This is a genomic window from Domibacillus sp. 8LH, from assembly GCF_038806185.1.
Classification (GTDB): domain Bacteria; phylum Bacillota; class Bacilli; order Bacillales; family Domibacillaceae; genus Domibacillus; species Domibacillus indicus_A.
In genome coordinates this window covers 45578-66711 of record NZ_JAVJNG010000006.1, presented here as the reverse complement: position 1 = coordinate 66711, position 21134 = coordinate 45578, and the positions used below count along the sequence as shown (strand labels likewise).

Here is a 21134-nt window from a genome sequence, read left to right as displayed (position 1 = left end):
TCCTCCATTTATAAAAGGTAAAATAACAGCCGGATCATTCATTATCCTGCGATTGAAGGTACCGGACCACTTTCTTTCAGCACTTTCTCATGAATCTGGCTGACGACTGTTCTTGCCGATTCAAAGGCACCAGCCATCCATCCCGTCATGTAGCTGAGGTGTTCACCGGCAAGGTAAATACGGCCTTGCGGCTGATTTAAAATTGGATAATAATTTTTCAAATCAGAAGCAGAGTATTCTGCCCATCCACCTTCGTTGTATTTGATTTTGTGCCATGCAAGTGAGAAAGAGGTTTCAAATTCATCAGCATATTGCTTATGTATTTTTCCACCCTGAGCCAAAGCATGGGATTGACGCTGGGCGATGGATCGGTTACCCACATCGACTGCATTTTGACCGAAATTATAGTAGCCGACTACAATTCCTTTTTGTGTTAAAAAGTCAGAAGATGGATACCAAATTTGTGAGATATCCATGTTGGTTGTTGTAATGCCGCCCAGAATGCGGTCTTCCTGCTCCCAGAAACGATTTTTAAATTGAAGGCCGATTTTGCCTGTTGTTGCGTAGTTGATGCTTTGGATCGCATTTTTCATTTCGCCTGTGAAATCTGCTTTTATATTTTTTAGAACAGGCAGCGGGATCGTACAGATGCAGTAATCTCCGCTTATTTCTTGTGTTTTTCCTTTGGTCTTGTATACCACCCGCGTGCCCTCTGGGGACTGCCGAATTTCCTGTACTTCCGCTTCAAACGTAATTTTGCCTGGAAGCTGTCGTTCAAGTGCTTTTGGAATCTGATCCATCCCACCTACGGGCTGGAACATCATAGGTTGTTGAGTAAAGGAGTATTCTGAGTTGAAGTTGTTCATCATTCCTGATTGAAGAAGTTCACTAGATGTATAGGGTGTGCCGACAGTTCCTGGGTGGAGGCCTGCACCTGGGAGTTCTGTATATCCGCGGCGGCTCGAGCCTTTGTAGATGTACTCGGAAGACAAATCACCTTCACGTTTCAGGTAATCCATTAATTTTTCCCTATCTTCTTTCGTTAGCTCCTGGTCAAGTGCAGACTTATTGACTGCTTTTGCTAACAGCTCGGATACAAATCCGCGTGTGTCTGCTTTAATGGCCTGCTTCCGAATTCTCTGGTTTGCGAGACCACCCACATTTTCCTGATAATAATAAGCATATTCATTTACGTTACAAAACACTTCAAGTGGAACCCCGAGCTCTTTACAATAATCCATGGTTACATGATGCTGGGGAATTCGGGCAGGGCCGGCGTTAAAATAAAGGCCTTTGTCAAATTTAGCTGTTTGTTTAACCCCGCCGATTTCGGTTTCTTGTGTTCCGTTTCGCACGGTCCAGTTCCGTCCTCCTGTTCGGCCTCTCGCTTCTAGAATATGACAATCGTATCCTGCTTTTCCAAGTTCATAAGCGGCTGTCATTCCGGCAATACCGGCTCCGAGGATAATGACTTTTTTGCCCATTTTCCCTGACTGGGAAAGGTCACTTTTGGACGGAGGGCGATAGCTGCTGGCGCTTGCCATCACAGGAGAAGCAAAAAACCCTAAGGATTCCATTGCTCCAAACACGGCAACGGCTCCTCCTACTTTTCCTACTTGATTCAGGAAATCTCTCCTTGTTAAGCTTTTTTGTTCTTTTGTCACTTTGTTTCCTCCTTTTATCACTTGGAATAAGAGTATAATAGAGGTTATATTTTTCCATATCTACACATTTGTTAGAAAATATCACAATTTTTCTAAAAAGCTATAATTATTATAAATAGTGAAAATATGTAAAACAAATCACTTTAAGGCTTATAAAATAAGTCCTAAATGAACAAAAAAAGAAAAAGCAATTCTCATCTAGAACAGAGAAAAAGCTTTTTCTTGTATATGAATATGATTTTTATTTGCACATTTACTTTACGTGATTAATTGCTTTTTTCAACGCTGTGTCCGCCGAATTCGTTTCGCAAAGAAGCGACAACTTTTCCTGAGAATGTGTCTTCTTCAAGCGAGCGGTAGCGCATCATTAAAGACAAAGCCGTAATAGGTGCGGCTGCCTGCATCTCAAGGGCCGTTTCAACTGTCCATTTTCCTTCTCCAGATGAATGCATAATGCCTTTAATGCCTTCAAGCTTCGGATCTTTTGAAAATGCATTTTGTGTGAGTTCCATCAGCCATGAACGAATAACAGAGCCGTGGTTCCACACTCTGGCCACCTGTTCGTGGTCATAGCCGAAATCGCTTTTTTCCAGCAGCTCAAAGCCTTCCGCGATCGCCTGCATCATCCCATATTCCACTCCATTGTGGATCATTTTCAAAAAGTGTCCGCTGCCGCTCTTTCCTGTATACAAATAGCCATTTTCAACGCAAATGTCCCGGAATACAGATTCTAACTGTTCAAAAGCGGACTGTTCACCACCGACCATCATACAGGCCCCATTTCTTGCACCGGACGTGCCGCCGCTTGTGCCGACGTCTAAAAAGTGAATACCGCGCTTTGCTAACTGTTCTGCGCGCTGCATAGAATCTTTGTAATGAGAGTTTCCGCCTTCAACGACAATATCGCCTTCAGTTAACAGGGACGCTGCTTCATGAACGACTCCTTCTGTAATCTTGCCGGATGGCACCATGATCCAGACCACTTTCGGACTTGGCAGGCTGGCAACCAGCTCTTCAATAGAAGAAGCTGTCTGTGCCCCTTCTCCACTCATTTTTTCTCTTGCTTCCTGGTTTACATCAAAAGCCGTAATTTCATGACCATGCTCCATTAAGTTCAACCCTAACTGAAAGCCCATTTTGCCGAGCCCGACTAAACCAATATGCATATGTGATAAGCTCCTTTGAAAATAATTTTCATCCTTCTCCTAAATTATATAAAATTTTTTTCTTAAATAAAACCCTTTCAAGAAATATTTTTTACTTCTTTTCTTATGCTATACTGATGTTATAAAACAGTTTGTAAGGAGGGACTTCAGTGGCACAACAATGTATGGCAAGAATTCGCTCCTATTATGCAAGGTTAAGTGCAAAAGAAAAAAAGGTAGCGGATTACATTTTACAAAACCCTGAAAAAATTATTCATATTACGATTAACGAACTGGCAGAAGATCTGCATGTTGCGGATGCAACGGTATTTCGGTTTTGCAAACGAATTGGATTTAAAGGATATCAGGCGATGAAAATTGCCCTCGCTTCTGAAATTATGGAACCGATTCAACAAATACATGAAGAAATTTCAGAAAATGATGATGAACAGACCATCACAAAAAAGATTTTTCAATCCAATATCCAGACGCTCGAAAACACACTGCATTTGCTCAATGAAAATGCGCTTCATCAAGCTGTGTCCCTGCTTCTTCATGCAGCGAAAATAGAATTTTACGGTGTCGGCGGCTCTATGGTCATTGCCATGGACGCTTATCATAAATTTATCCGCACAGGAATTAAAGCGTTCTCATTCGTCGATTCCCACTACCAGCTGATGTCCGCTTCCCAACTGACAGAAAAGGACGTAGCTGTTGTGATTTCGCATTCCGGAACGAACAAAGATACGATTAATATTTTAAAAACAGCGAAAAAAAACGGGGCAAAAACGATCGGTATCACAGGCTACCCGAAGTCGTTTATCGGCCAGAATGTCGATGTTGCGCTATTCACAAGCTCCGAAGAAACGGATTTTCGTTCTGAAGCCCTTTCTTCCCGGATTGGACAGCTGAGCATTATTGATGCCCTTTATGTAAATATCATGGTACTCAACAAATACAATGCGAATAAAGCACTCGATAAAATCCGCGACTCCATTTCTGAAACGAGAATTTAACCGGCTTAGCAGACGGTTACTCAACCGTCAAAATGAAAGCCCTTTCCACCAGAGAGGCCATAGGAAAAAAATGTGGCTTTTCTTTCAAACAACTCTCACAGATAAAAGTGGTTTCTTTACTACTTACATTATGTACAGTGGTATTTGTTTTCATGCAGGAGCTTTGCATGCAACTGCGTTAAAAAGAAAGTACTTCTGTCTGACCAATGTTTTGCTTGATCCCCATAGCAGCTCTTTTCGTTTAAATAAGAAGGAATTTTCCCATTCACCAAGAAATAAATAGCTGTGCAAGCGATTCTGTTTGCACGATTCCTTGGGGAAAGGGCGGCTGAAATGGACCAACATATTCGAATGAACATGTTCCAGGGCACGGAAGTAAAAGCCACAGTAGAGGGATTGCAAATGCTGCAGCAATTATGTGAGGATGAAGCCGCTAAAAGTGAAGTGCCGGAAAGAAAATCTTTTTATGAAGGAATGGCACTTGCCTACTCGACGATTGAGCAGAAGGTAAAGGGACATGCAGAGTATATACAGCCTGAATTTATTGAACGTTTGTTTGATGCCATGACTAAAGTAGAAAATACACCATCAGCGAAGCATGATTATACGGAAACTTGTTCTTTTTGTGAAAAAAACAGAAATGAAGTGGATGCGTTAGCATTAGGACCCGGAGTTTCCATCTGTATAGAGTGTCTGGATTTCGGCAAAGAAGTGATTGAGTCACAACCCCAGCAAGCTGTAGAAAACACACCAGCAGCAAACACATCTTATACGGAAACTTGTTCTTTTTGCCAAAAAAGCATCAGTGAAGTGGGTGTATTAGCGGTCGGGCCAGGTGTTTCGATTTGTGCGGGCTGTTTGGAATTTGGCAAAAACGTGATTTAACCAAATTCATTATATGTATGTAAAATCATAAAAAAAGCCCTGGATTCCCAGGGCTTTTTTCGATCTTCACTCTTCACTTTTATTAAACGAACATGCTGACGATCAAGACACCGGCAAATGCCGTAAAAGAAAGAACGGTTTCAAGAACCGTCCATGTTTTAAACGTTTCTTCGACAGTTAATCCTAAATATTCTTTTACCATCCAGAAGCCTGCATCATTTACATGAGAGAACATTAAGGAACCAGCGCCTGTTGCAATAACAAGCAGTTCAAGGTTTACATCCGGCATACCGGCAATGATCGGTGATACGATACCTGCTGCCGTTGTAAGAGCTACCGTGGCAGAGCCGGTTGCAATCCGGATTAAGCCAGCAATCATAAACGCCAGTAAAAGCGGCGACAGAGATAATCCTTGTGACATATCACCAATTGTTGCGCCTACTCCGCTGTCAATCAGAATTTGTTTAAACGCACCGCCCGCTCCAATAATTAAAAGAATAGAGCCAACTGGCAGAATGCATTCTTCTGTAAATCTCTTGATTGTATCGCGCTCCATCCCCTGACGGAAACCGAGGAAATAGTAAGCAGCGAAACAAGAAATTAAAAGGGCAACAAGCGGACTGCCGATAAAAGCTAAAATTTGTTCGGCTTGGCCAGGCAGTCCGGTATACGGCGCTGCGGTACCAATGATCATCAAAATAACAGGCAGTAAAATAGATAAGAATGAAATTCCTACGCTTGGAAGAGAAGCAGGATCTTTTTGTTCTACCGTTACTAAGCTCGGCTCTCCTTTTGGCATAACCCGCTTGTAAATGAACTTTGCAAACAAAGGACCACTGATAATACCAGCTGGCAGTGCAATGATTAAAGAGTACAGCAGTACCTTTCCTAAATCAGCGCCATAAATGCCGATTGCTGCAATCGCGCCTGGATGCGGAGGCACAAGGCCGTGCACAATAGATAAGCCAGCGATCCCTGGCAGTGCAATTAATAAAATATTTTTCTTTGTAGCTTTTTGAATTGAAATGACAAGCGGCAGCAAAATTAAAATGCCGACCTCAAAAAAGACAGGAATCCCAATGATAAACCCTGAGAAAAACATCGCCCACGGAAGTTTTTTCTCACCGAAAACCTTTACAAAATAGTTTGCAATCTGCAGTCCGGCACCGGATTCAGAAAGCATTTTCCCCAAGATTGTACCGAGAGCTAAAATACCAACTAAATGCCCCAGTACCCCGCCGACTCCCGTCTCATAAGCGCTTACAATTTTGTCCCATGATAAACCGGAAAGAACAGCTAAAAACAAACTGGCTACGGTTAAACTTATAAACGCATGCCATTTAAACCAAGAAACGCCGATAATAACGAGAACAATTGATAGCAGCGTTACAATTAATAAATAAGCGTCCATTGAAATACCACCTTTATACTGTAATACATTTCCGGTTGATAATGTAAGCATTTTCAACCGATGAACTCATTATACGAAAAAATATTTTTGAAATCAACAATAATACAGAAAAAATATTTCTTTATTTTGGGCTTAAAAGGTGAAATAATGAAAAATTTTTTTGATTTCTCTCCTTTCTGCTGCCTGGATGCTCGTGCAGGAAAAAAGTGCTTCAATTTGCAACTCATTTTTTATTCATCGTTCCTCTAAGAGAATGAATGGAGCACCTCTTTTCAGTTGCATTTCTACCTTTATTTTTGATCATCCAAAAAGGCCCCTGCGTAATAAACATACGCCAGGGCCTTTTCAAATGAAAAAAAGTATTTCGTTTGTTTGCTTTTCATTTATCGGATCATTTTCTGGATCAATCTGGTCATCTGCTTCACTGTCATTAATGCCGTTATCCAGATCTTCCCCTCCCACACCCGGCTAATCCGCTTAGTGTTAACAGAGCAGCCATGCCGCCAGCAATCTTCCAACAAGCGCTTATATTTGTTTCCTTCTCGAGTATCCGTCCTTTGTGTTTTAACGACTAAATCAATTCCCGGTTATGAGCTGGACTAAAATGCGAGAAGCATATTGAAATGAGGATACCCATGCTATTTAAACGCTGCTTCTTTTACAATGGTTTGGAGGATTTCACGCCATATCTTTTCTTCTTCTGTAAGAAAATGACCCCCATCTTTTATATACCGTGATGTAACAGTTGAAAATCGGCCAGCCATCTTTTTCACTTCACTGACAGGTGACAATGTATCCTCTTCACCATGCCAAATATGAACCGGAACCTGAATATTGCTAAGGTTGAATCCCCAGTTTTCCGTCAGCAGCCTTGTTTCGTATAAAGCACCTTCAACTCCTTGACGGTAGGCTTCTTTTAAATGAAGAATCGTACTGTCGAGTACCTCCTCTTGCGTTAGCTGGCGGTTGTCCCATTCCGGTAAATGCCGTCCTCCTTTTTGAAGGGCTGCTTTATACTTGTCAGGATCACGATCTATCATTTTTTTCTGGAAACTATTGATCTTTTTTAATATCCATGGAGCATGCTTAGACAGAAAAAAAGCAATTCGGTTTTCTTTTGACATATTTTTAGGGGGTTTACCCGCATGAAAAGGGGTCGCTGATGAAACAAGTACACACAATCGAGTTCGTTCAGGAAAGCGATAAGAAACAGCTGCTGCATAAGCACCTCCTCCAGACACCCCTAAAACAGAAAACGACTCTGTCTTTAAAAAATCAGCCAGTTCGGCTATATCGGCTGCCCAGTCGAGAAGACTACGATGCTTTTTTGATCGGATAACCCGTATCCTGGCCTATCGGTCGCTATAAAACGGATACCAAGCGTATTCGCTATATCATCATCTTTTAAAAACCAAATTCTTGAACCCGGTGTGCCATGAAACAAAAAAACCGGAACCCCCTGTTTGTCCCCATACTCCCAAAAGCCAAGTTTTCTTCCATCCGCCAGAGTCATCATGTTCTCTTGCATTCCCTTTCTCCTTTCGCCTTCTTTCTCTGCTCATTTTATTCTTTTTTCTGCTACATATCTGTTAAAAAGGTGAATCGTTTACTTTTTTGTGAATTTTCATTTAAAAAAATGACATTTTGGAGCTGTTTTTGTAAAATGATAAATAGACTTTTGTTGATTTATTTTTGTTTACCTTTTTATTAAGAAAAGCAGAAAAAGGCAAACCAGTCGAAAGGCTGGGACGCAAAGTTTCAGATCTACGGTCGAAAGACTAAGATGGCTGAACTGCCTCGTAATCATAGAGGAGGAGTAGGCACGTTGCGTAAAATAGACATTGCAGATGAGTATTTAATAGAAGCTTACATGGATGCATTACGTTTAAAATTAACGCCTGATTTTATTTATCTGCTTGAAACAGAAATGGCGGCAAGAGGACTTATTTTTGTAGGCCCGCCCTCTTTAGAAGCTTATGTAGCGGTAACTAGCAGGTAGTTTGCCTTTTCTCTCTCGTAAGCAGCCTCACCTTTTCAGACAACTAAGAAACCTGGTTTGTTGTACTGTAAAGGTTTCAAATCTATAAATCTATCAAAATTGTTTCACGTGAAACATATTTTAAGAGATTTATTATTTAATAGAGGAAAACCGTTATTGGAGAAAGGCTTTGCAATGGATTAAATGTTCATTCTTTAAAGATAAGACACGTTTTTTGATAAGGATTCATGGATTTATACATCATCTCGTCAAATATCGACAGAAAATACAGATCTTCCAGCTCCCGAATCTAGTATATTACATTTTAAAATATGGCTGTTCTTAATAGTCAGTAACACCGTGAAAAGATGCGGCCTTTACGAATGGGAATGGCTGATGAAAACAATAATTAAAGTATATTTGCTGCACGCGCTATGCCGACATGTTAACAACTAATCAAAATTTCTTTTAAGCGATCGTGGTGTCATCATCCAATAAACAGAGAAAATTAAGCACTCCCTACATATATAATCCTTACATAGAAGCACACCAGCTATATCCTTTTTATTTATCCCATAAAACGGCACCTTAGAAGAGATTTACCCCTGGTCGCAGAAACAGGTACTTGTATATAAACCAAGCCCTGTTTCTCTTTCCCATTTTGTCACTTTCGCCTCAGCATTAAGAAATAGCTGTCCTATAATGTCTTGTTATTGAGGGATAAGGATAACCTAATGCTGTTTTCACTGAAAGAGCTTTTCTTGCCTGCTGTCTGTTTAAAAAGAAGTGCCTTCCATTCATATCTCTTCTGCGTACAAAATGTGAAGCCACTCTCTTACACTGCCGTGCACGATTTACTGGACACTGAAGACAAACGACAGGCTCAGCAGAAAAAAGCTCTGCTTAAATTAAAATTTTTTTACTTTTGTTAATGAGAGTCTCACGATGGGCCTTCTAGTAAATCAATGTTCTGACATTCCATTAAGCAACAGAAGACCCCACTGGTTTACTAGCTGATCAAACGGGGCCCTTATGAAGGCAGGAGTAGTATTTTATAAAAAGTCTACGCAGTTTGTAGAAATGTCAAACCATGTAGCAGAAATAAAAAAAAGCTGCAGTGGCTGCTGCAGCTTTTTACATTTCTTTTAAATAAGAATGGTTTTGGATAGCCCCTGTTTATTTTCAAGAAATCGTATATGGGAATTCTTTATCAAACGTTAACTTCTTCATATAAGGGAAATAGGGAAAAGAAGAGAAGCTTCCTTCGTCTCGTATATGGTAAGGTTTATCTATAAACTCTTTGTAGGCTTTTTTATTTATTGGTGCTAATTTGTCTAAGCCGTAACCGTTATAGTATACAGGCTTTTCACTCTGAACATTCATTACACTTCCCCCTATTGTTTTCAGCTTATTTCATTTATATGCTAGACTTTTATTTACTATTCATTTTCATTGCAGTAAATCCTCTTCTTATGCCCAATGATAAATGTTCACACAAAAAAGCCCCTGGCTAAATAGGAGCTTCTTTTCATATCTTTATATCGCCTTCCAAATCTACACGAATACAAATATACATGTATATTTGTATACACATATATATGTATACGAAAGATTAAAACAGCTATTCTTTCTTGTCTGTCCTGCAGGCAGTTTAAGAAGGATTGGTCGGCTCTGAGTAAAATTCAACCAGATCTCCTCTTGCTAATCCATTTGTGTATTCGATAATACGGCCTGACATATCATGGGTTGTGCCTTGAATCCATAAACATGGGCTTTCCGGTTTAAGCTGCAGCAGTTTGCTTTCAGATGAGTTAGAGTAGGAAATTTTCATGCGTTGTTTTTGTTTTTTCAATTGGATTCCATATTTCTGGGCTAATACCTCGTACAAAGAAGCATTATCCTCCATGTATTTCTCAATTCCTTCGCAGTATTTATAAGGAATCTGGCTCAATTCAATCGCAATGGGAATTTCATCTACGATTCTCAGCCGTTTCAAAGAAAAAACTTCTTCCCCTACATCGATATTAAGAGCTTTTGCCAGATGTTCATCTGCTTTTTCGAAAAGCATATGTATTTTTTTTGTAGAAGGCTTAAACCCTTTATCAATCATTCCTTTTGTAAAGCTGTTGACGGTGATAAAGTTCCATCTGATCCGGCGGTTTGCCACAAACGTGCCGACCCGCGGACGGCGCTCGACAACCCCTTCTCTTTCTAAAAGGTCAATGGCATGGCGGATGGTCATTCTGCTGATTTTTAATGTTTCGGACAGCTCTCTTTCAGAAGGGATTTTATCACCGTGTTTTAACTTTCCGCTTTTGATTTCCTCGAGCAGCATTTCTCTTATTTGCTGATAATAAGGCGTATTCTCTTCTGATTTATTCAACATCTTTACCACCAACTTTGTCCATTATATAAAAATGACTTTCTTGTTATATCAGTATATATTAGATAGAACATATTGAGAAAGAAAACGGTTTATTGGAAAAAGGATAAGTGTTAGAAAAAAGCGGTTCCTTTGGAATAAGGAGCCGCTCTGCTTTTTCTTATGCTGGTTTATTCTTTCCCCTTACCAATTCACATGAAAACGGCCGAATGTTTTTCGGGTAGGAACAGACGTTACAAATGAATCTGCATCTACTTCTTTTACGACACGAATTAATTCCGACCATTCAATATTAATAATCACACACAGCAGCACCGTTCTTTCCGCATCACTATATGCCTTCCAGGAAGTGATACCCCGGTTAAAAAGATGGTTTAATGTAGAAGAAATTTCATCCCCCTGGTCCGTCACAATCAACACCGTGCTTTTTTCAGCAATACTCAAAATCGCATCATATGTTTTCGTGCCGACAAAAAAAGAAATAATGGTATACATAGCAGACTGGGCATCGAATAGGAGCGCTGAAATCAGAACAATGCACGCACTGAAAATCAGCCCGAACTTTCCTATCGTTATATTAAAGTACTTGGCCATCACCCGGGATAAAATGTCCAAACCGCCAACAGATCCACCCAGCCTCAAAATAACGGCAGCGCCGATTCCTGAAATAATAGCACCGAAAACCGCATTCAGCATCACATCTTCTGTCCATATCGGCCCAACCGGTATCCAATCAAAGAAAATGGAAGAAACGATTACCGAATAAATGGTGTATACAATAAACTTTTTGCCAATATGAAGATACCCAAGTACAAGCAGCGGTACATTGAATAAAAAATACTGGGTACCAATTGGCCACCCAAACAAATGATAAAAAATCACACAAACACCACCCAGCCCGCCAGCCAGAAGTTCAGCTGGCGTCAGCAGCCGATTGGTGCCGAATGCAAATAAGAAGCAGGCAATTGTCAGGCCTGTCAGTTCCCCTGCTATTTTAAAGTGGTGGATCGGTTTACTGAAAAAATAAAGATTTCATCGTCATGCCCACCTCCTTTTCATCAAAATGAATTTACACTTCCTTATGGGTTTGAAGGTTCCGAGTAAAATTCCACTAAGTCTCCTCTTGCAAGCGTTTGTGAAACTTCAATCGGTTGACCTGATTCTGCAAATGCCTGCCCTTCTATGGATATACAAGGACTTAAATCAGGAACTCCCAACAATGTACTTTCGAACTGGGCAGCCAGAGATATTTTCATATATTGTTTTTGGCGGATAAGCTGGATATCAAAATATTGATGGAGTACATGATAGAGAGAAACATTATCTTCCATATAATGTTCAATTTGAGGGCAGTATCGATAAGGGATTTGGCTGACTTCAATGGCTAACGGAATATTGTCCACTTTGCGAAGCCGTTTCAAGTAAAAAAGCCGCTCACCTTCTGACACTTTTAATTGCTTTGCCGTCTGTGCGTCTGCTTCTCTTTCCTCCATAATTAATGTTTTGGTGGAGGGAGCCCGCCCTTTATCCTGCATGCCTTTTGTAAAGCTGTTAACGGTAACGGTGTTCCACCGGATTCGTTCATTTGTAATAAAAGTTCCCGCCCCTACCCTTCTTTCTACAAAGCCTTCTCTTTCAAGCATCATAACCGCATGCCGGGCTGTCATCCGGCTTACTTGATAGATATCTGCAAGCTCTCTTTCAGAAGGAATTTTATCTCCGTAGCCCAATTTCCCGTTTTTAATATGGTTAATAAAGATTTTTTTTAACTGCTGGTAATAAGGAATGTCTGCTCCCTCGCTTTTCATGATGTCCTCCTTCCACGAAAGCACGGCTTTGCATTCTACTCACAGCATGTGTACTTTTATAAAATGTTTTCTGCTTCTTTTTTAGGAACGCCATATCCGAAAGCGCCATAGAATTCACAAGTAGCGGCTGCAGCTTGAGCGGCTTTTTGTAAAGCAGAGGCCATATCCCGCTTCTCGTAATAGTCAACCAATGTCATAGCAATAAAAGAATCGCCTGCTCCGAGTGTATCGACGACAGCTGCCGGGACGATTCCCTGCTTGTACAGCTTTCCATCTGCCAAAGCGATCGCTCCTTTTTCTCCTCTTGTCATAACACAAACAGCTGCGCCTAACTCGTTTGCCCGGTGAAGCAGACGAATGCCTTCTTCTTCTGTCAGCTCACTCCCCGAAAAAAACGCGTAAGTTACATGCGGGCAGAGAAGCTCCAGGTAGTCTTCTTCATATTTAAATGAAAAATCAAACGAGACCGGAATGTGCCGGGATAGTAAAGCAATATCAGTTTCTGTATGACTGTACATACTGCTATGCAGAATATCATGCTGCGCGATGTAGGCAAGATCCTGTTCATTAAAATTCAGTCTGACCGATGACTGAACGCCTCCCTTATTCGATCCAACAAATACCCGGTCCAGCTCTTCTGTTAAGGCAATGACGGATTCGCCATTTGGTCCACATACCTGCCGGACGGTCGAGATATCAATGTTTTCTGCTGTTAAGCTCTCCAGTAAATGTGCCGCGGAGCGGTCATTTCCGACAATCCCCATATAGGAAGCAGCGCCGGCTCCGTATCTCTTGGCCAGCACAGCTACATTCACTGCATTGCCTCCAGGGAAAATTTCCTCACGGTCTTTGTAATAATCGACAACGTTATCGCCCACTCCAATAATTTTCATGTTCAGCACCTCATTTTTTAATCATTCATTTAAACAGCTATAAAATGTTACACAACATTTCTGGAAATGGTATTTAAAAATCGCTTAATCCGGTCATTGTTGTTATTGATATGGAAAAAATGATGGGCCGGTTCATCCTGTACGATGACGCCCTGGTCGATAAAAATAATCCGGTCGCCCACTTCTCGTGCAAAGCCCATTTCATGTGTCACAACGGCCATGGTCATTCCTTCATTCGCCAGTTCTTTCATTACCAGCAGCACTTCGCCGACCAATTCAGGGTCCAAAGCGGAAGTTGGCTCATCAAAAAGAAGGATTTTCGGTTTCATGGCAAGGGCCCTCGCGATGGCAATACGCTGCTGCTGGCCGCCCGAAAGAGCATGGGGGTATTGATCGCGTTTATCCGCAAGCCCTACTTTTTGTAAAAGACGCTCCGCTTCTAAAATAGCCGTTTCTTTGTTGACTTTGCGTACGCGCATAGGCCCTTCAATGATATTTTCTAATACGGTTTTATGAGCAAACAAATGAAATCCTTGAAATACCATGCCTACTTCTGCCCGAAATTTGCTCAGCTCTTTTTCTTTTCTTGGTACTTTTTTGTTTCCAACGGTTCGATACAGAATCGATTCGCCTTCAAGCAATACGTCTCCTTCTGTCGGAAATTCCAGCGCATTCATCATACGCAAAAACGTACTTTTTCCGCTTCCGCTCGGCCCAATAATCACGACGACCTCTCCTTTTTGAATAGAGAGATCAATGCCTTTAATCACTTCTTTGCCATGAAAAGATTTATTAATGTTGGTTACTTGTAACATGGTGAGCCGCCCCTCTCTTTTCTAAATAATCCACAAACAAAGACAATGGATAGTGAAGAACCCAGTACACAATAGCGACCATCGTAAAGATTTGAATGTTTTGATACGTAGAAGCAGCAAGCAGGTTTCCATTATGCATCAGTTCCGTCACTGTGATAACCGCAGCAAGAGAAGAGTTTTTAATTAACACAATGGCCGAATTTCCAATCGCCGGAATCACATTTCGAATGGCCTGTGGCAGAATGATCCGGCGCATAGCCAGGGAGTAGTCCATCCCAATTGCCTGGGCAGCTTCCATCTGTCCTTTTGGAATTGATTTGATGCCAGCTCGAAATGTTTCAGCTAAATACGCACTTTCATTAATAGAAAGAGCGACAATCGCCGCTTGAAAAGCAGTTAAGGATATGCCGATATCCGGAAAAACAAAGTACACATAAAGCAGTTGGACAAGAAGAGGTGTGCCGCGGACAATACTAATATAGAAATTGCAAATTCGGTTGATGGTTTTGTTATGTGTGATTTTACCTAATGCAACGGCAAGTCCGATGATCAAGGAAAAAATTAAAGAGATGGCTGTTAACTGAATTGTAATCAGGGTGCCCTCAAGCAGTCTGGGGCTAAAAAGAACAATATTTGACCAGATTTCCTGCATATCTATCCGCTCCTTTTATAGATTACAGCAGGCAGAACCCTTCCTGATGACAGAAAGGATTTTCCTGCTCAATACCCGTTTTGCTATACTTACGGCTGCTCCCATTCTACTCCCCATTTTTCATAGATGGAGGTCAGCGTTCCATCTTCTTTCATCTCTGCAATAGATGTATTCAGCTTTTCAACAAGAGCGGTATTCTCTTTTGCCACACCAAGTCCGATTTCACCAGATAAAGAAGGTACATACTCGTCTACAATGCGATAGGTCATGTTTGGATTTTGGCTTTTCATGTACGTAAAAGCCGGTTTATCGGCAAGAGCAGCATCAATACGTTTCGATTCAATATCTTTCAGCAAATCAGCCAATGTTTGGTAGGTTTTAACTTCGAGATTCAATTCAGGACTTTGTTCTTCCAGCATGTCTTTAAACGATGTGCCCATTTGAACGCCGATCGTTTTATTTTTTAAGTCTTCAAGAGAAGCAGTGGTTTTGTCGCCTTCTTGAACAATCAGCCCTTCTCCAAATCCAAAAACCGGATCGGTGAAGTTAATTTCTTTTTTTCGTTCATCGGTAATATACATGCCATCCACAATCACATCCGCTTTGCCTGATTGCAGAGAAGGAATGAGTGAATTCCATTCACCTGTTACAATTTCCATGTCCATATCAGCCCGCTTTGTTGCTTCCTTGGCAATGTCAATCATAAATCCTTCTATCTCATTCGTGCTTGGGTTTGTTGCATTAAACGGATATCCACCGGCTGTTGTAATGACTTTCAGCGTATCACCGCTCGCTGACGCTTGCTCTGCTTTTTCTTCCGTATTTCCGCAGGCGGCGAGTATCCCGACCATCAATAGTAAAGAAGCCAAACGTACCTTTTTCATTTTCCATCCTCCTCTACATTTATATCCCCCACTTTGGTATAGACCAAAGTGGGAAAGTGTTTAATACGCTACCGTACGATAATAGCGGCGTGTTTCTAACGAATGCCCTCTTTGCTTTTCTAAATGAATGCTGACTCGCTGCAAAGCGGTGGCCAATACGAGCGGAGCTAAATATTTTCTAAATTCCTGGCTGATTCCATCCAGCGGGTAATCAGCTGTATCAAAAATGCTCAACTTCTTTGTATATTTCTCCGCAAACCGCTCCACGCGCTCCATTAATGGGCGTGTTTCATCTTCACATTTCAAGAGAATCATACTTAAGTCTTCTTCTACTAATTCGATTGTGCCATGGAAAAATTCAGCGGCATGAATGGACTTTGTGCGAATCCACTGCATTTCCTCCAGCACGCACATCGCATAAGCATATGTACGGCCCCAGGCAGTACCCGATCCAACGAGCATATGATAGTCTTCATTTTTATAACGAGCTGCAAAGTCTGCTGCTTTAGGATCTGTTAATTCTTTTACTTTAATCAGCTGCTGTGGAATGGTTTGAAGCTGGTCGATAAATGTCTCATACTGCTCAAATTCACCATGATTATGAATAAGACGAAAAACAAGCATATACATTTGTAAATTAATTGAATCGGCAGCAAAATCGTTTTCTGCATAGTTGGCAATTGGATAATCCACAAGGCCGGCAAGCGGTGTTCCCATTTCACCGACTAACCCAATAGAGGTTACCCCATGCCGTTTACAATATTCCGCAGCGGCTACAGTTTCTTCTGTTGTACCAGATAAAGAAGATAAAATAACGAGCGACTCTTTTGTAAACTGTTTATGGTTTTGAAGCATGAATTCTGACGCAATTTCAGCATAAGAAGGAATCGTTGAAAGTGAGTTGAGCATGTATTCAAAAGGATACATGATAGCAATGGATCCGCCTGATCCAAGAAGAAAAATGTTTTTAAAACCTTTTTTTGAAATCCCATCAGCAGCCTGCTCAATCTCGCTTCTTAAGGAAAGCGCTCCTTCCGTAACCTTTAAGTACCTTTCTTGACTGAAATTCAACATATTATCCACTCCTTTTATTTTTTGGTATATACCAGAAAATCCATTTTGGTATATACCACAATTCCCATTTGAAATTCTTTGCTTCCGTTTTTTTAAGGAATACCTTCATTATGCAGAGGTCGATAAGCGTGCACAATGAATTTGTCAGATTTACTGACGTTATTTCTGAAAACTAGAAACTGTTTAAAGGACTTGGTGTTGAACACATTATATTAAAGCGCTTTCTTTTTTGCAATATTTTTTTGTGTAAAGGAAAAAGGAAGTAGCACAGATCGTGTATATATGTATATCAATATACATATATACATATATATACATATATACATATATACACGTACACTTATATACAATAATACTTGTAAATGAGTATATATGTATCATTGTATATTAGCGAAAAGAAAACTGGCGGATCTGTTTGGATAAAGGGCTGAATCACTCTTGAGCTGCTATAGAAAAGTGACCTGCTGCTGGTACCTGTATCCTTGGCATGCAAGCATAGCTGCTCTGCTTTTCTGATTATGTAGATTTAATCCGGGAACTTTCTTATACGAATGGAATCGTAATCGTCTCTTTTTTAAAAATAGAATGCTGCCTAACGCCTCTATATCTCCTCTCGTCTCGAACGAGTGAAAGAACAAAAAGCGGACGATCAGATATTTTCTAAACGAGAGAAAATCAAAAACTATTTGTCACGATTAGCACACCATGATGTCCATACGCCAATAAACTGTTTAAACTTTATTGGAAAACGGAATTATTCTCTTGCTATTGAATATAAAAAAAGAAGCAGAACGATTTCTTACATGCGTATACTGTCCCATTTTACAGTGCGGCCTTAAGTAAGGATCTTCTTCACTCTTTGTGGATAAAGAACCTGGTAAACACGACGCTCTGCACCTACAGCCTGGCTTTGACTTTATACTTAAGTACAACAAATAAGGTCCGCGCCATATCTTATTGCGTAATACTTTCCCCTATGCTTATAGTCAAAGGGAGCATTTTAAGAATCATCATTTCTTTATTAAGCAGGCTAAGTTCAGCTTGTTTCAAAAAATAGCTGATCTGACGCGTCCTTCTGCTTTTGTCAGTAAATTTTAAACATAAATGCAGAATTTTTAGTTGAAAAATAACAGTAAAATATTGTATTCTAAATAAAGTAACTATTTAAAAAACTGTATTTTTCTCATCCAAAAAACATGACGGGTTCCTATCTTATTTGCACCCTCAATAAACCTGCTTCATAGTAGGCCATAATAAAATGACGCTTTCTTATTACATTGTTTATGAAACACGGCTATATCCTCGTTTTCTCCAAAGAAAACAAGCGTGAACTACTCTACTACAGACACAAAACCGTTCTATACTTCTTGTAAAAGCCAGCATTCTATTGAAAAGCAGCCACTTTTACTCTCGTTTCACGATTAAAATGAGCAGCTGTAAATAACCATATGCTTTTCTCGTAAACATGCAGCCACGAACCACTTCATATGCAAACATATTTTCTCTGTTAAGAAACCATTATAAAAGCAAATAGTTAATTTCTATACTCTGCTGTTAATAAGGAATTTCGTCTGGATGAAATTGAATACGCTGATCTTCTTTTTGCATTAACTGATTAATTTGTTCCTGCCAGCTTTGTCTACTGACTTTCTTAGGAGGAATTGTGCTTTCTTCCTCTTCTTCCAGCCAGTTAAAAATCGTTGGATGACTGGTGAACGTTTCTTCGCGTTTTTTGTATGTAAACATGCGTACGAGCGTACCATAGAAATAACCATTAAAATCTTTTCTAATTTTTCTTTGCTTATGAGCGAATACAGATTGTTTAAATGCTTCAATCACCATTTCCTCATAAGACTCAAGCACTTGAGAAAGATCAAACTTCTTATAAGCAAGTATAGCTTTGCCCCACAAATGGTAGATGTCCGCTGCTTCATCAAAAAACGGTTTTACAGCTTTGATAAATGTTTGTGGAACGTTTTTCGGTGTAAAGGTGTAACCGAGACGATTTTCCTTACGTAAGATCTTTAAAAGATTTTTATTAAAAGATAAATACTTGGTAGAAACTTTTTTTGGCTGTTCATCCTTACTCTCACAAGGGGTTTCATCTTTTTCAGCTTGGAAATCAGCTTGGAAATCTGACAGTTGAAGAACTTGTTTCCAGTGATCGAAATAAGGATGAGCTGTGAATAAATGAATGGGTGCACTAAGACCGTTTTGTGTGCTGGAGCGCCGGTAGATCGTTTGAATCACCCCATGATCCCGAAGTTTTTTCGAAATATTGCGGACTGTTTTATCCGTAACGCCATACCGAGCGGCCAAGTAGTCATCGCTGGCAAAAAAGAAGCCTTTCTCTGCTGCAAACCAGCACATCATATCGATCGCTTTTCTGGTCCCTTCTTTTAAGCGGTAATACCGATCACCGTAGATGGCTTCAACCATTTTTAAAAGTGTTAACTTCATATCCTGCTGTTCCTGATGTGTTTTAGCGAACGGAACATAATCGTTCATCTCTTTAAATTCACTCACTGAAATTACTACACTTGCAGTCATGCTATTTGCCTCCGTTTCCAGAAAACAAAAAGGCGCATTTACCGTTTATCGGTAAACACGCCGTCGATCTGCAACAGAAAGATACCTCTTGAAAATACCGTCTATTTATCGTAAAATAAACATATAAATAGAGGTATTCAAGAAGGTAAAAGCAGGTGTTTACCGTGGGTGGTTCACGGTGAATGGTTGTAAAGATGTTGGTAGCATCTTTGCAACACGCTTTTGCCTTTTTATTTTTTTAGTTTTCATTTTTGTAGATTCTCTGCTGCCCATGTTGTTGTTTGGTTGTGGACAACTGTTGATATTTCAAATTGTAAACAATAAAAACCCGCACTGCAATAGGGTTTTGGGCGGTTTTGCAATATGGTAGATATGTATATGCAAATACATGTATATGAGTAACTATGTATATAAAATAGAATGATTGAAAAATGTATACATGTATACATTAAGACGCTTCAACCCTTGGTACAATAGGGTTTTCCACTGTGGATAACTTTGCTCATCTTTTAACATTGTAGATAAGTCTACAAAAGTATAAGTAGATAAATCTACTTATCCACACATCTATAAATCTACCGTTTTATTTTTATTCACTTGTGGATAAAAAAAGAGCCTTTTTTGGGCGATTTTGATGAAAAAAATAAAAGATACCCCCAATTATCTGGGGGTATCTTTTATTTTTTTCGGCTGGCATAGATGTCGAGTATTAAAGAATACTGCTTCTTTTGTTCTTTAGTAAGGTAGTTCGACTGATATTCTTCTACTAAGATTTCCAATAGACTGTCGACGCTTTCTGCAATCCCTAATGTAACAAGGCCATTCAGCTTTTCTTTTGTTGTCGTACTAACCCGAACGGTTGTCGTTCCCGGCTGCTGCACTCTTTTTGTCTGCGTTTCTTTCTTTTCCGGCGGCGTTGTGTCTGTAGCGATGCTAGGTTTATTAAAACTATCATTATCAAGAGAAAAAGTCGTGTTAGGCGTAATTTGCTTGCCTCTGTTTAAGAGCTTATTGGGTTTTTTCTTTAATAAATCAGACATTATTAGTCACTCCTACTTCTTGTTCCCAGCGCTTAAGAAATTCTTCTGTTACTTCGCGATAGCTTTTCATGACTTTTTTGTCGTGCATGTCTTCATCTGAAATCCCGGTAATATCGTAGCGTTTCAAGCGTTCCATATTTTTTACGAGCGTTTCAAAAATATTGTGCTCACCAAAAATCTCTTTTGCGTTTTCAAGTGTAGCAATATCCACAGGCGCGCCGTTTTTCAATAAAACAGGCAGGATACCTAGGATATCCATATGTGCATCGTAGTCATCAATCAATGATTGAAGATATTTTGTAAACATTTCAGCACCCTGTAAGCTGCGCTCCTGGGTTTGAAGAACGACTACTACGAAATCAGAAGCGTAAAGAGCCGAATCCGTAATATCCGAGATCGTTGGCGGTACATCAATAAAGATAAAATCAAAATCTTTCTTTAATGGTTCTAATAATGTAGAAAAATATTGTACACGGTCTAAATTATTAGGGAATTTCTTTTCCAGAAACTTTGGATAAAGGGCAAAGTCACTGAAGCTTGGCAGCAAATATAGATTTTCCTTTACTTCTGTCACAATACTAGATAAATCTTCTGCTTGAATAGCTGTCATAAGAGTCCTGTCAAAAGAAACAATTTCATCCGATATAAGCGCTTTTGTACGCAAATAAAGGCTCGTTGCATTCGCTTGGGGATCCTGGTCGCTGAGTAAAACTTTATATCCCATGTTTGATAGTGTGTAAGCAATCATCGTGCTGTTCGTTGTTTTGCCCGTCCCACCTTTAAAATTCCCAAAAGTAACGACAGTACATGGTCTCGACATTGTAGGCACTCTCCCTTTTTATCTACAATATACATGTAGACATTTGTTATAGTTAAAATCATCATATCACTTTTTTATTGCTAAGTCTTGTTATAATTGAGTTTTTTTATAGTAAG

20 protein-coding genes and 1 riboswitch are annotated in these 21134 nt (G+C 40.0%); of the genes, 3 read left to right on the top strand and 17 right to left on the bottom strand.

Translation table 11 applies throughout. The features are described 5' to 3' along the window. Positions 1 to 41 precede the first annotated feature (41 nt). Both RG959_RS10465 and gnd read right to left on the bottom strand, forming a co-directional pair. Positions 42 to 1664, bottom strand: coding sequence for a flavin monoamine oxidase family protein (locus RG959_RS10465; protein WP_342797060.1), 1623 nt, complete (start codon positions 1662 to 1664; stop codon positions 42 to 44). Positions 1665 to 1930: 266 nt separating this feature from the next. After that, positions 1931 to 2830: a phosphogluconate dehydrogenase (NAD(+)-dependent, decarboxylating) gene (gene gnd, locus RG959_RS10460; protein ID WP_315691720.1), complete on the bottom strand. Its 900-nt coding sequence runs from the start codon at positions 2828 to 2830 to the stop codon at positions 1931 to 1933. Between the two features lie 149 nt (positions 2831 to 2979). On the opposite strand from gnd, the gene RG959_RS10455 reads away from it, so the two are divergent. Together RG959_RS10455 and RG959_RS10450 are read left to right on the top strand one after the other, a co-directional pair. Next, positions 2980 to 3825: a MurR/RpiR family transcriptional regulator gene (locus RG959_RS10455; protein ID WP_251272567.1), complete on the top strand. Its 846-nt coding sequence runs from the start codon at positions 2980 to 2982 to the stop codon at positions 3823 to 3825. Between the two features lie 333 nt (positions 3826 to 4158). Beyond that, complete coding sequence (locus RG959_RS10450) at positions 4159 to 4710, top strand: ClpX C4-type zinc finger protein (RefSeq protein ID WP_342797059.1); 552 nt, start codon at positions 4159 to 4161, stop codon at positions 4708 to 4710. 82 nt (positions 4711 to 4792) lie between these two features. On the opposite strand, the gene RG959_RS10445 is transcribed toward RG959_RS10450, so the two are convergent. The 3 genes from RG959_RS10445 to RG959_RS10435 all read right to left on the bottom strand — a co-directional run bounded on the left by RG959_RS10445 (position 4793) and on the right by RG959_RS10435 (position 7649). Next, complete coding sequence (locus tag RG959_RS10445) at positions 4793 to 6121, bottom strand: GntT/GntP/DsdX family permease (protein ID WP_342797058.1); 1329 nt, start codon at positions 6119 to 6121, stop codon at positions 4793 to 4795. Positions 6122 to 6759: 638 nt separating this feature from the next. Next, positions 6760 to 7404 (bottom strand): alpha/beta fold hydrolase, encoded by a 645-nt coding sequence (locus tag RG959_RS10440; RefSeq protein WP_342797129.1) that lies wholly within the window; start codon positions 7402 to 7404, stop codon positions 6760 to 6762. A gap of 5 nt (positions 7405 to 7409) precedes the next feature. Beyond that, positions 7410 to 7649, bottom strand: coding sequence for an alpha/beta fold hydrolase (locus tag RG959_RS10435; RefSeq protein WP_342797057.1), 240 nt, complete (start codon positions 7647 to 7649; stop codon positions 7410 to 7412). Between the two features lie 187 nt (positions 7650 to 7836). Further along, positions 7837 to 7921: riboswitch (cyclic di-GMP riboswitch) on the top strand. 25 nt (positions 7922 to 7946) lie between these two features. Between RG959_RS10435 and sda the strand changes: the two genes are divergently transcribed. Then, a complete protein-coding gene (gene sda / locus RG959_RS10430; protein ID WP_251272573.1) occupies positions 7947 to 8120 on the top strand; it encodes a sporulation histidine kinase inhibitor Sda in 174 nt (57 codons plus the stop codon). A gap of 1161 nt (positions 8121 to 9281) precedes the next feature. Here sda and RG959_RS10425 read toward each other — a convergent pair. The 12 genes from RG959_RS10425 to RG959_RS10370 form a co-directional block, all read right to left on the bottom strand. Then, positions 9282 to 9482 (bottom strand): hypothetical protein, encoded by a 201-nt coding sequence (locus RG959_RS10425; RefSeq protein ID WP_342797056.1) that lies wholly within the window; start codon positions 9480 to 9482, stop codon positions 9282 to 9284. A 268-nt stretch (positions 9483 to 9750) separates the two neighbouring features. Continuing rightward, positions 9751 to 10485, bottom strand: a complete 735-nt coding sequence (locus RG959_RS10420; RefSeq protein ID WP_342797055.1) for a GntR family transcriptional regulator — start codon at positions 10483 to 10485, stop codon at positions 9751 to 9753. Between the two features lie 180 nt (positions 10486 to 10665). Continuing rightward, on the bottom strand, positions 10666 to 11448 hold the full coding sequence (locus RG959_RS10415; protein WP_342797128.1) for a YitT family protein: 783 nt from the start codon (positions 11446 to 11448) through the stop codon (positions 10666 to 10668). A gap of 113 nt (positions 11449 to 11561) precedes the next feature. Then, positions 11562 to 12290 carry a GntR family transcriptional regulator gene (locus RG959_RS10410; RefSeq protein WP_342797054.1) on the bottom strand — a complete coding sequence of 243 codons (729 nt, stop codon included), beginning with the start codon at positions 12288 to 12290 and terminating at the stop codon, positions 11562 to 11564. 56 nt (positions 12291 to 12346) lie between these two features. Continuing rightward, positions 12347 to 13183 carry a PfkB family carbohydrate kinase gene (locus RG959_RS10405; protein WP_342797053.1) on the bottom strand — a complete coding sequence of 279 codons (837 nt, stop codon included), beginning with the start codon at positions 13181 to 13183 and terminating at the stop codon, positions 12347 to 12349. A 47-nt stretch (positions 13184 to 13230) separates the two neighbouring features. Next, entirely contained in the window at positions 13231 to 13998 is a 768-nt protein-coding gene (locus RG959_RS10400; RefSeq protein ID WP_342797052.1) for an amino acid ABC transporter ATP-binding protein, read from the bottom strand. Beyond that, positions 13976 to 14650 (bottom strand): amino acid ABC transporter permease, encoded by a 675-nt coding sequence (locus RG959_RS10395; protein ID WP_242234328.1) that lies wholly within the window; start codon positions 14648 to 14650, stop codon positions 13976 to 13978. Before RG959_RS10395 ends, RG959_RS10400 begins: the two co-directional genes overlap by 23 nt. Positions 14651 to 14739: 89 nt before the next feature. Continuing rightward, positions 14740 to 15534 (bottom strand): substrate-binding periplasmic protein, encoded by a 795-nt coding sequence (locus RG959_RS10390; protein WP_342797051.1) that lies wholly within the window; start codon positions 15532 to 15534, stop codon positions 14740 to 14742. Between the two features lie 60 nt (positions 15535 to 15594). After that, positions 15595 to 16608, bottom strand: a complete 1014-nt coding sequence (locus RG959_RS10385; protein WP_342797050.1) for an SIS domain-containing protein — start codon at positions 16606 to 16608, stop codon at positions 15595 to 15597. A gap of 1554 nt (positions 16609 to 18162) precedes the next feature. Then, complete coding sequence (locus tag RG959_RS10380) at positions 18163 to 19158, bottom strand: transcriptional regulator (RefSeq protein WP_342797049.1); 996 nt, start codon at positions 19156 to 19158, stop codon at positions 18163 to 18165. Positions 19159 to 19835: 677 nt separating this feature from the next. Next, positions 19836 to 20198: a DUF5388 domain-containing protein gene (locus RG959_RS10375; protein WP_315691734.1), complete on the bottom strand. Its 363-nt coding sequence runs from the start codon at positions 20196 to 20198 to the stop codon at positions 19836 to 19838. After that, on the bottom strand, positions 20191 to 21018 hold the full coding sequence (locus RG959_RS10370) for a ParA family protein (RefSeq protein WP_251272584.1): 828 nt from the start codon (positions 21016 to 21018) through the stop codon (positions 20191 to 20193). The genes RG959_RS10375 and RG959_RS10370 overlap by 8 nt, the downstream gene beginning before the upstream one ends. Positions 21019 to 21134 lie beyond the last annotated feature (116 nt).

Bases quoted from the DNA above. Each gene is read 5' to 3' on its own strand.
- RG959_RS10375 (WP_315691734.1), bottom strand. From the start codon at position 20,198: ATGTCTGATTTATTAAAGAAAAAACCCAATAAGCTCTTAAACAGAGGC.
- RG959_RS10395 (WP_242234328.1), bottom strand. From the start codon at position 14,650: ATGCAGGAAATCTGGTCAAATATTGTTCTTTTTAGCCCCAGACTGCTT.
- gnd (WP_315691720.1), bottom strand. From the start codon at position 2,830: ATGCATATTGGTTTAGTCGGGCTCGGCAAAATGGGCTTTCAGTTAGGG.
- RG959_RS10385 (WP_342797050.1), bottom strand. From the start codon at position 16,608: ATGTTGAATTTCAGTCAAGAAAGGTACTTAAAGGTTACGGAAGGAGCG.
- RG959_RS10380 (WP_342797049.1), bottom strand. From the start codon at position 19,158: ATGACTGCAAGTGTAGTAATTTCAGTGAGTGAATTTAAAGAGATGAAC.
- RG959_RS10400 (WP_342797052.1), bottom strand. From the start codon at position 13,998: ATGTTACAAGTAACCAACATTAATAAATCTTTTCATGGCAAAGAAGTG.
- RG959_RS10390 (WP_342797051.1), bottom strand. From the start codon at position 15,534: ATGAAAAAGGTACGTTTGGCTTCTTTACTATTGATGGTCGGGATACTC.
- RG959_RS10425 (WP_342797056.1), bottom strand. From the start codon at position 9,482: ATGAATGTTCAGAGTGAAAAGCCTGTATACTATAACGGTTACGGCTTA.
- RG959_RS10420 (WP_342797055.1), bottom strand. From the start codon at position 10,485: ATGTTGAATAAATCAGAAGAGAATACGCCTTATTATCAGCAAATAAGA.
- RG959_RS10445 (WP_342797058.1), bottom strand. From the start codon at position 6,121: ATGGACGCTTATTTATTAATTGTAACGCTGCTATCAATTGTTCTCGTT.
- RG959_RS10370 (WP_251272584.1), bottom strand. From the start codon at position 21,018: ATGTCGAGACCATGTACTGTCGTTACTTTTGGGAATTTTAAAGGTGGG.
- RG959_RS10405 (WP_342797053.1), bottom strand. From the start codon at position 13,183: ATGAAAATTATTGGAGTGGGCGATAACGTTGTCGATTATTACAAAGAC.
- RG959_RS10450 (WP_342797059.1), top strand. From the start codon at position 4,159: ATGGACCAACATATTCGAATGAACATGTTCCAGGGCACGGAAGTAAAA.
- RG959_RS10435 (WP_342797057.1), bottom strand. From the start codon at position 7,649: ATGCAAGAGAACATGATGACTCTGGCGGATGGAAGAAAACTTGGCTTT.
- RG959_RS10410 (WP_342797054.1), bottom strand. From the start codon at position 12,290: ATGAAAAGCGAGGGAGCAGACATTCCTTATTACCAGCAGTTAAAAAAA.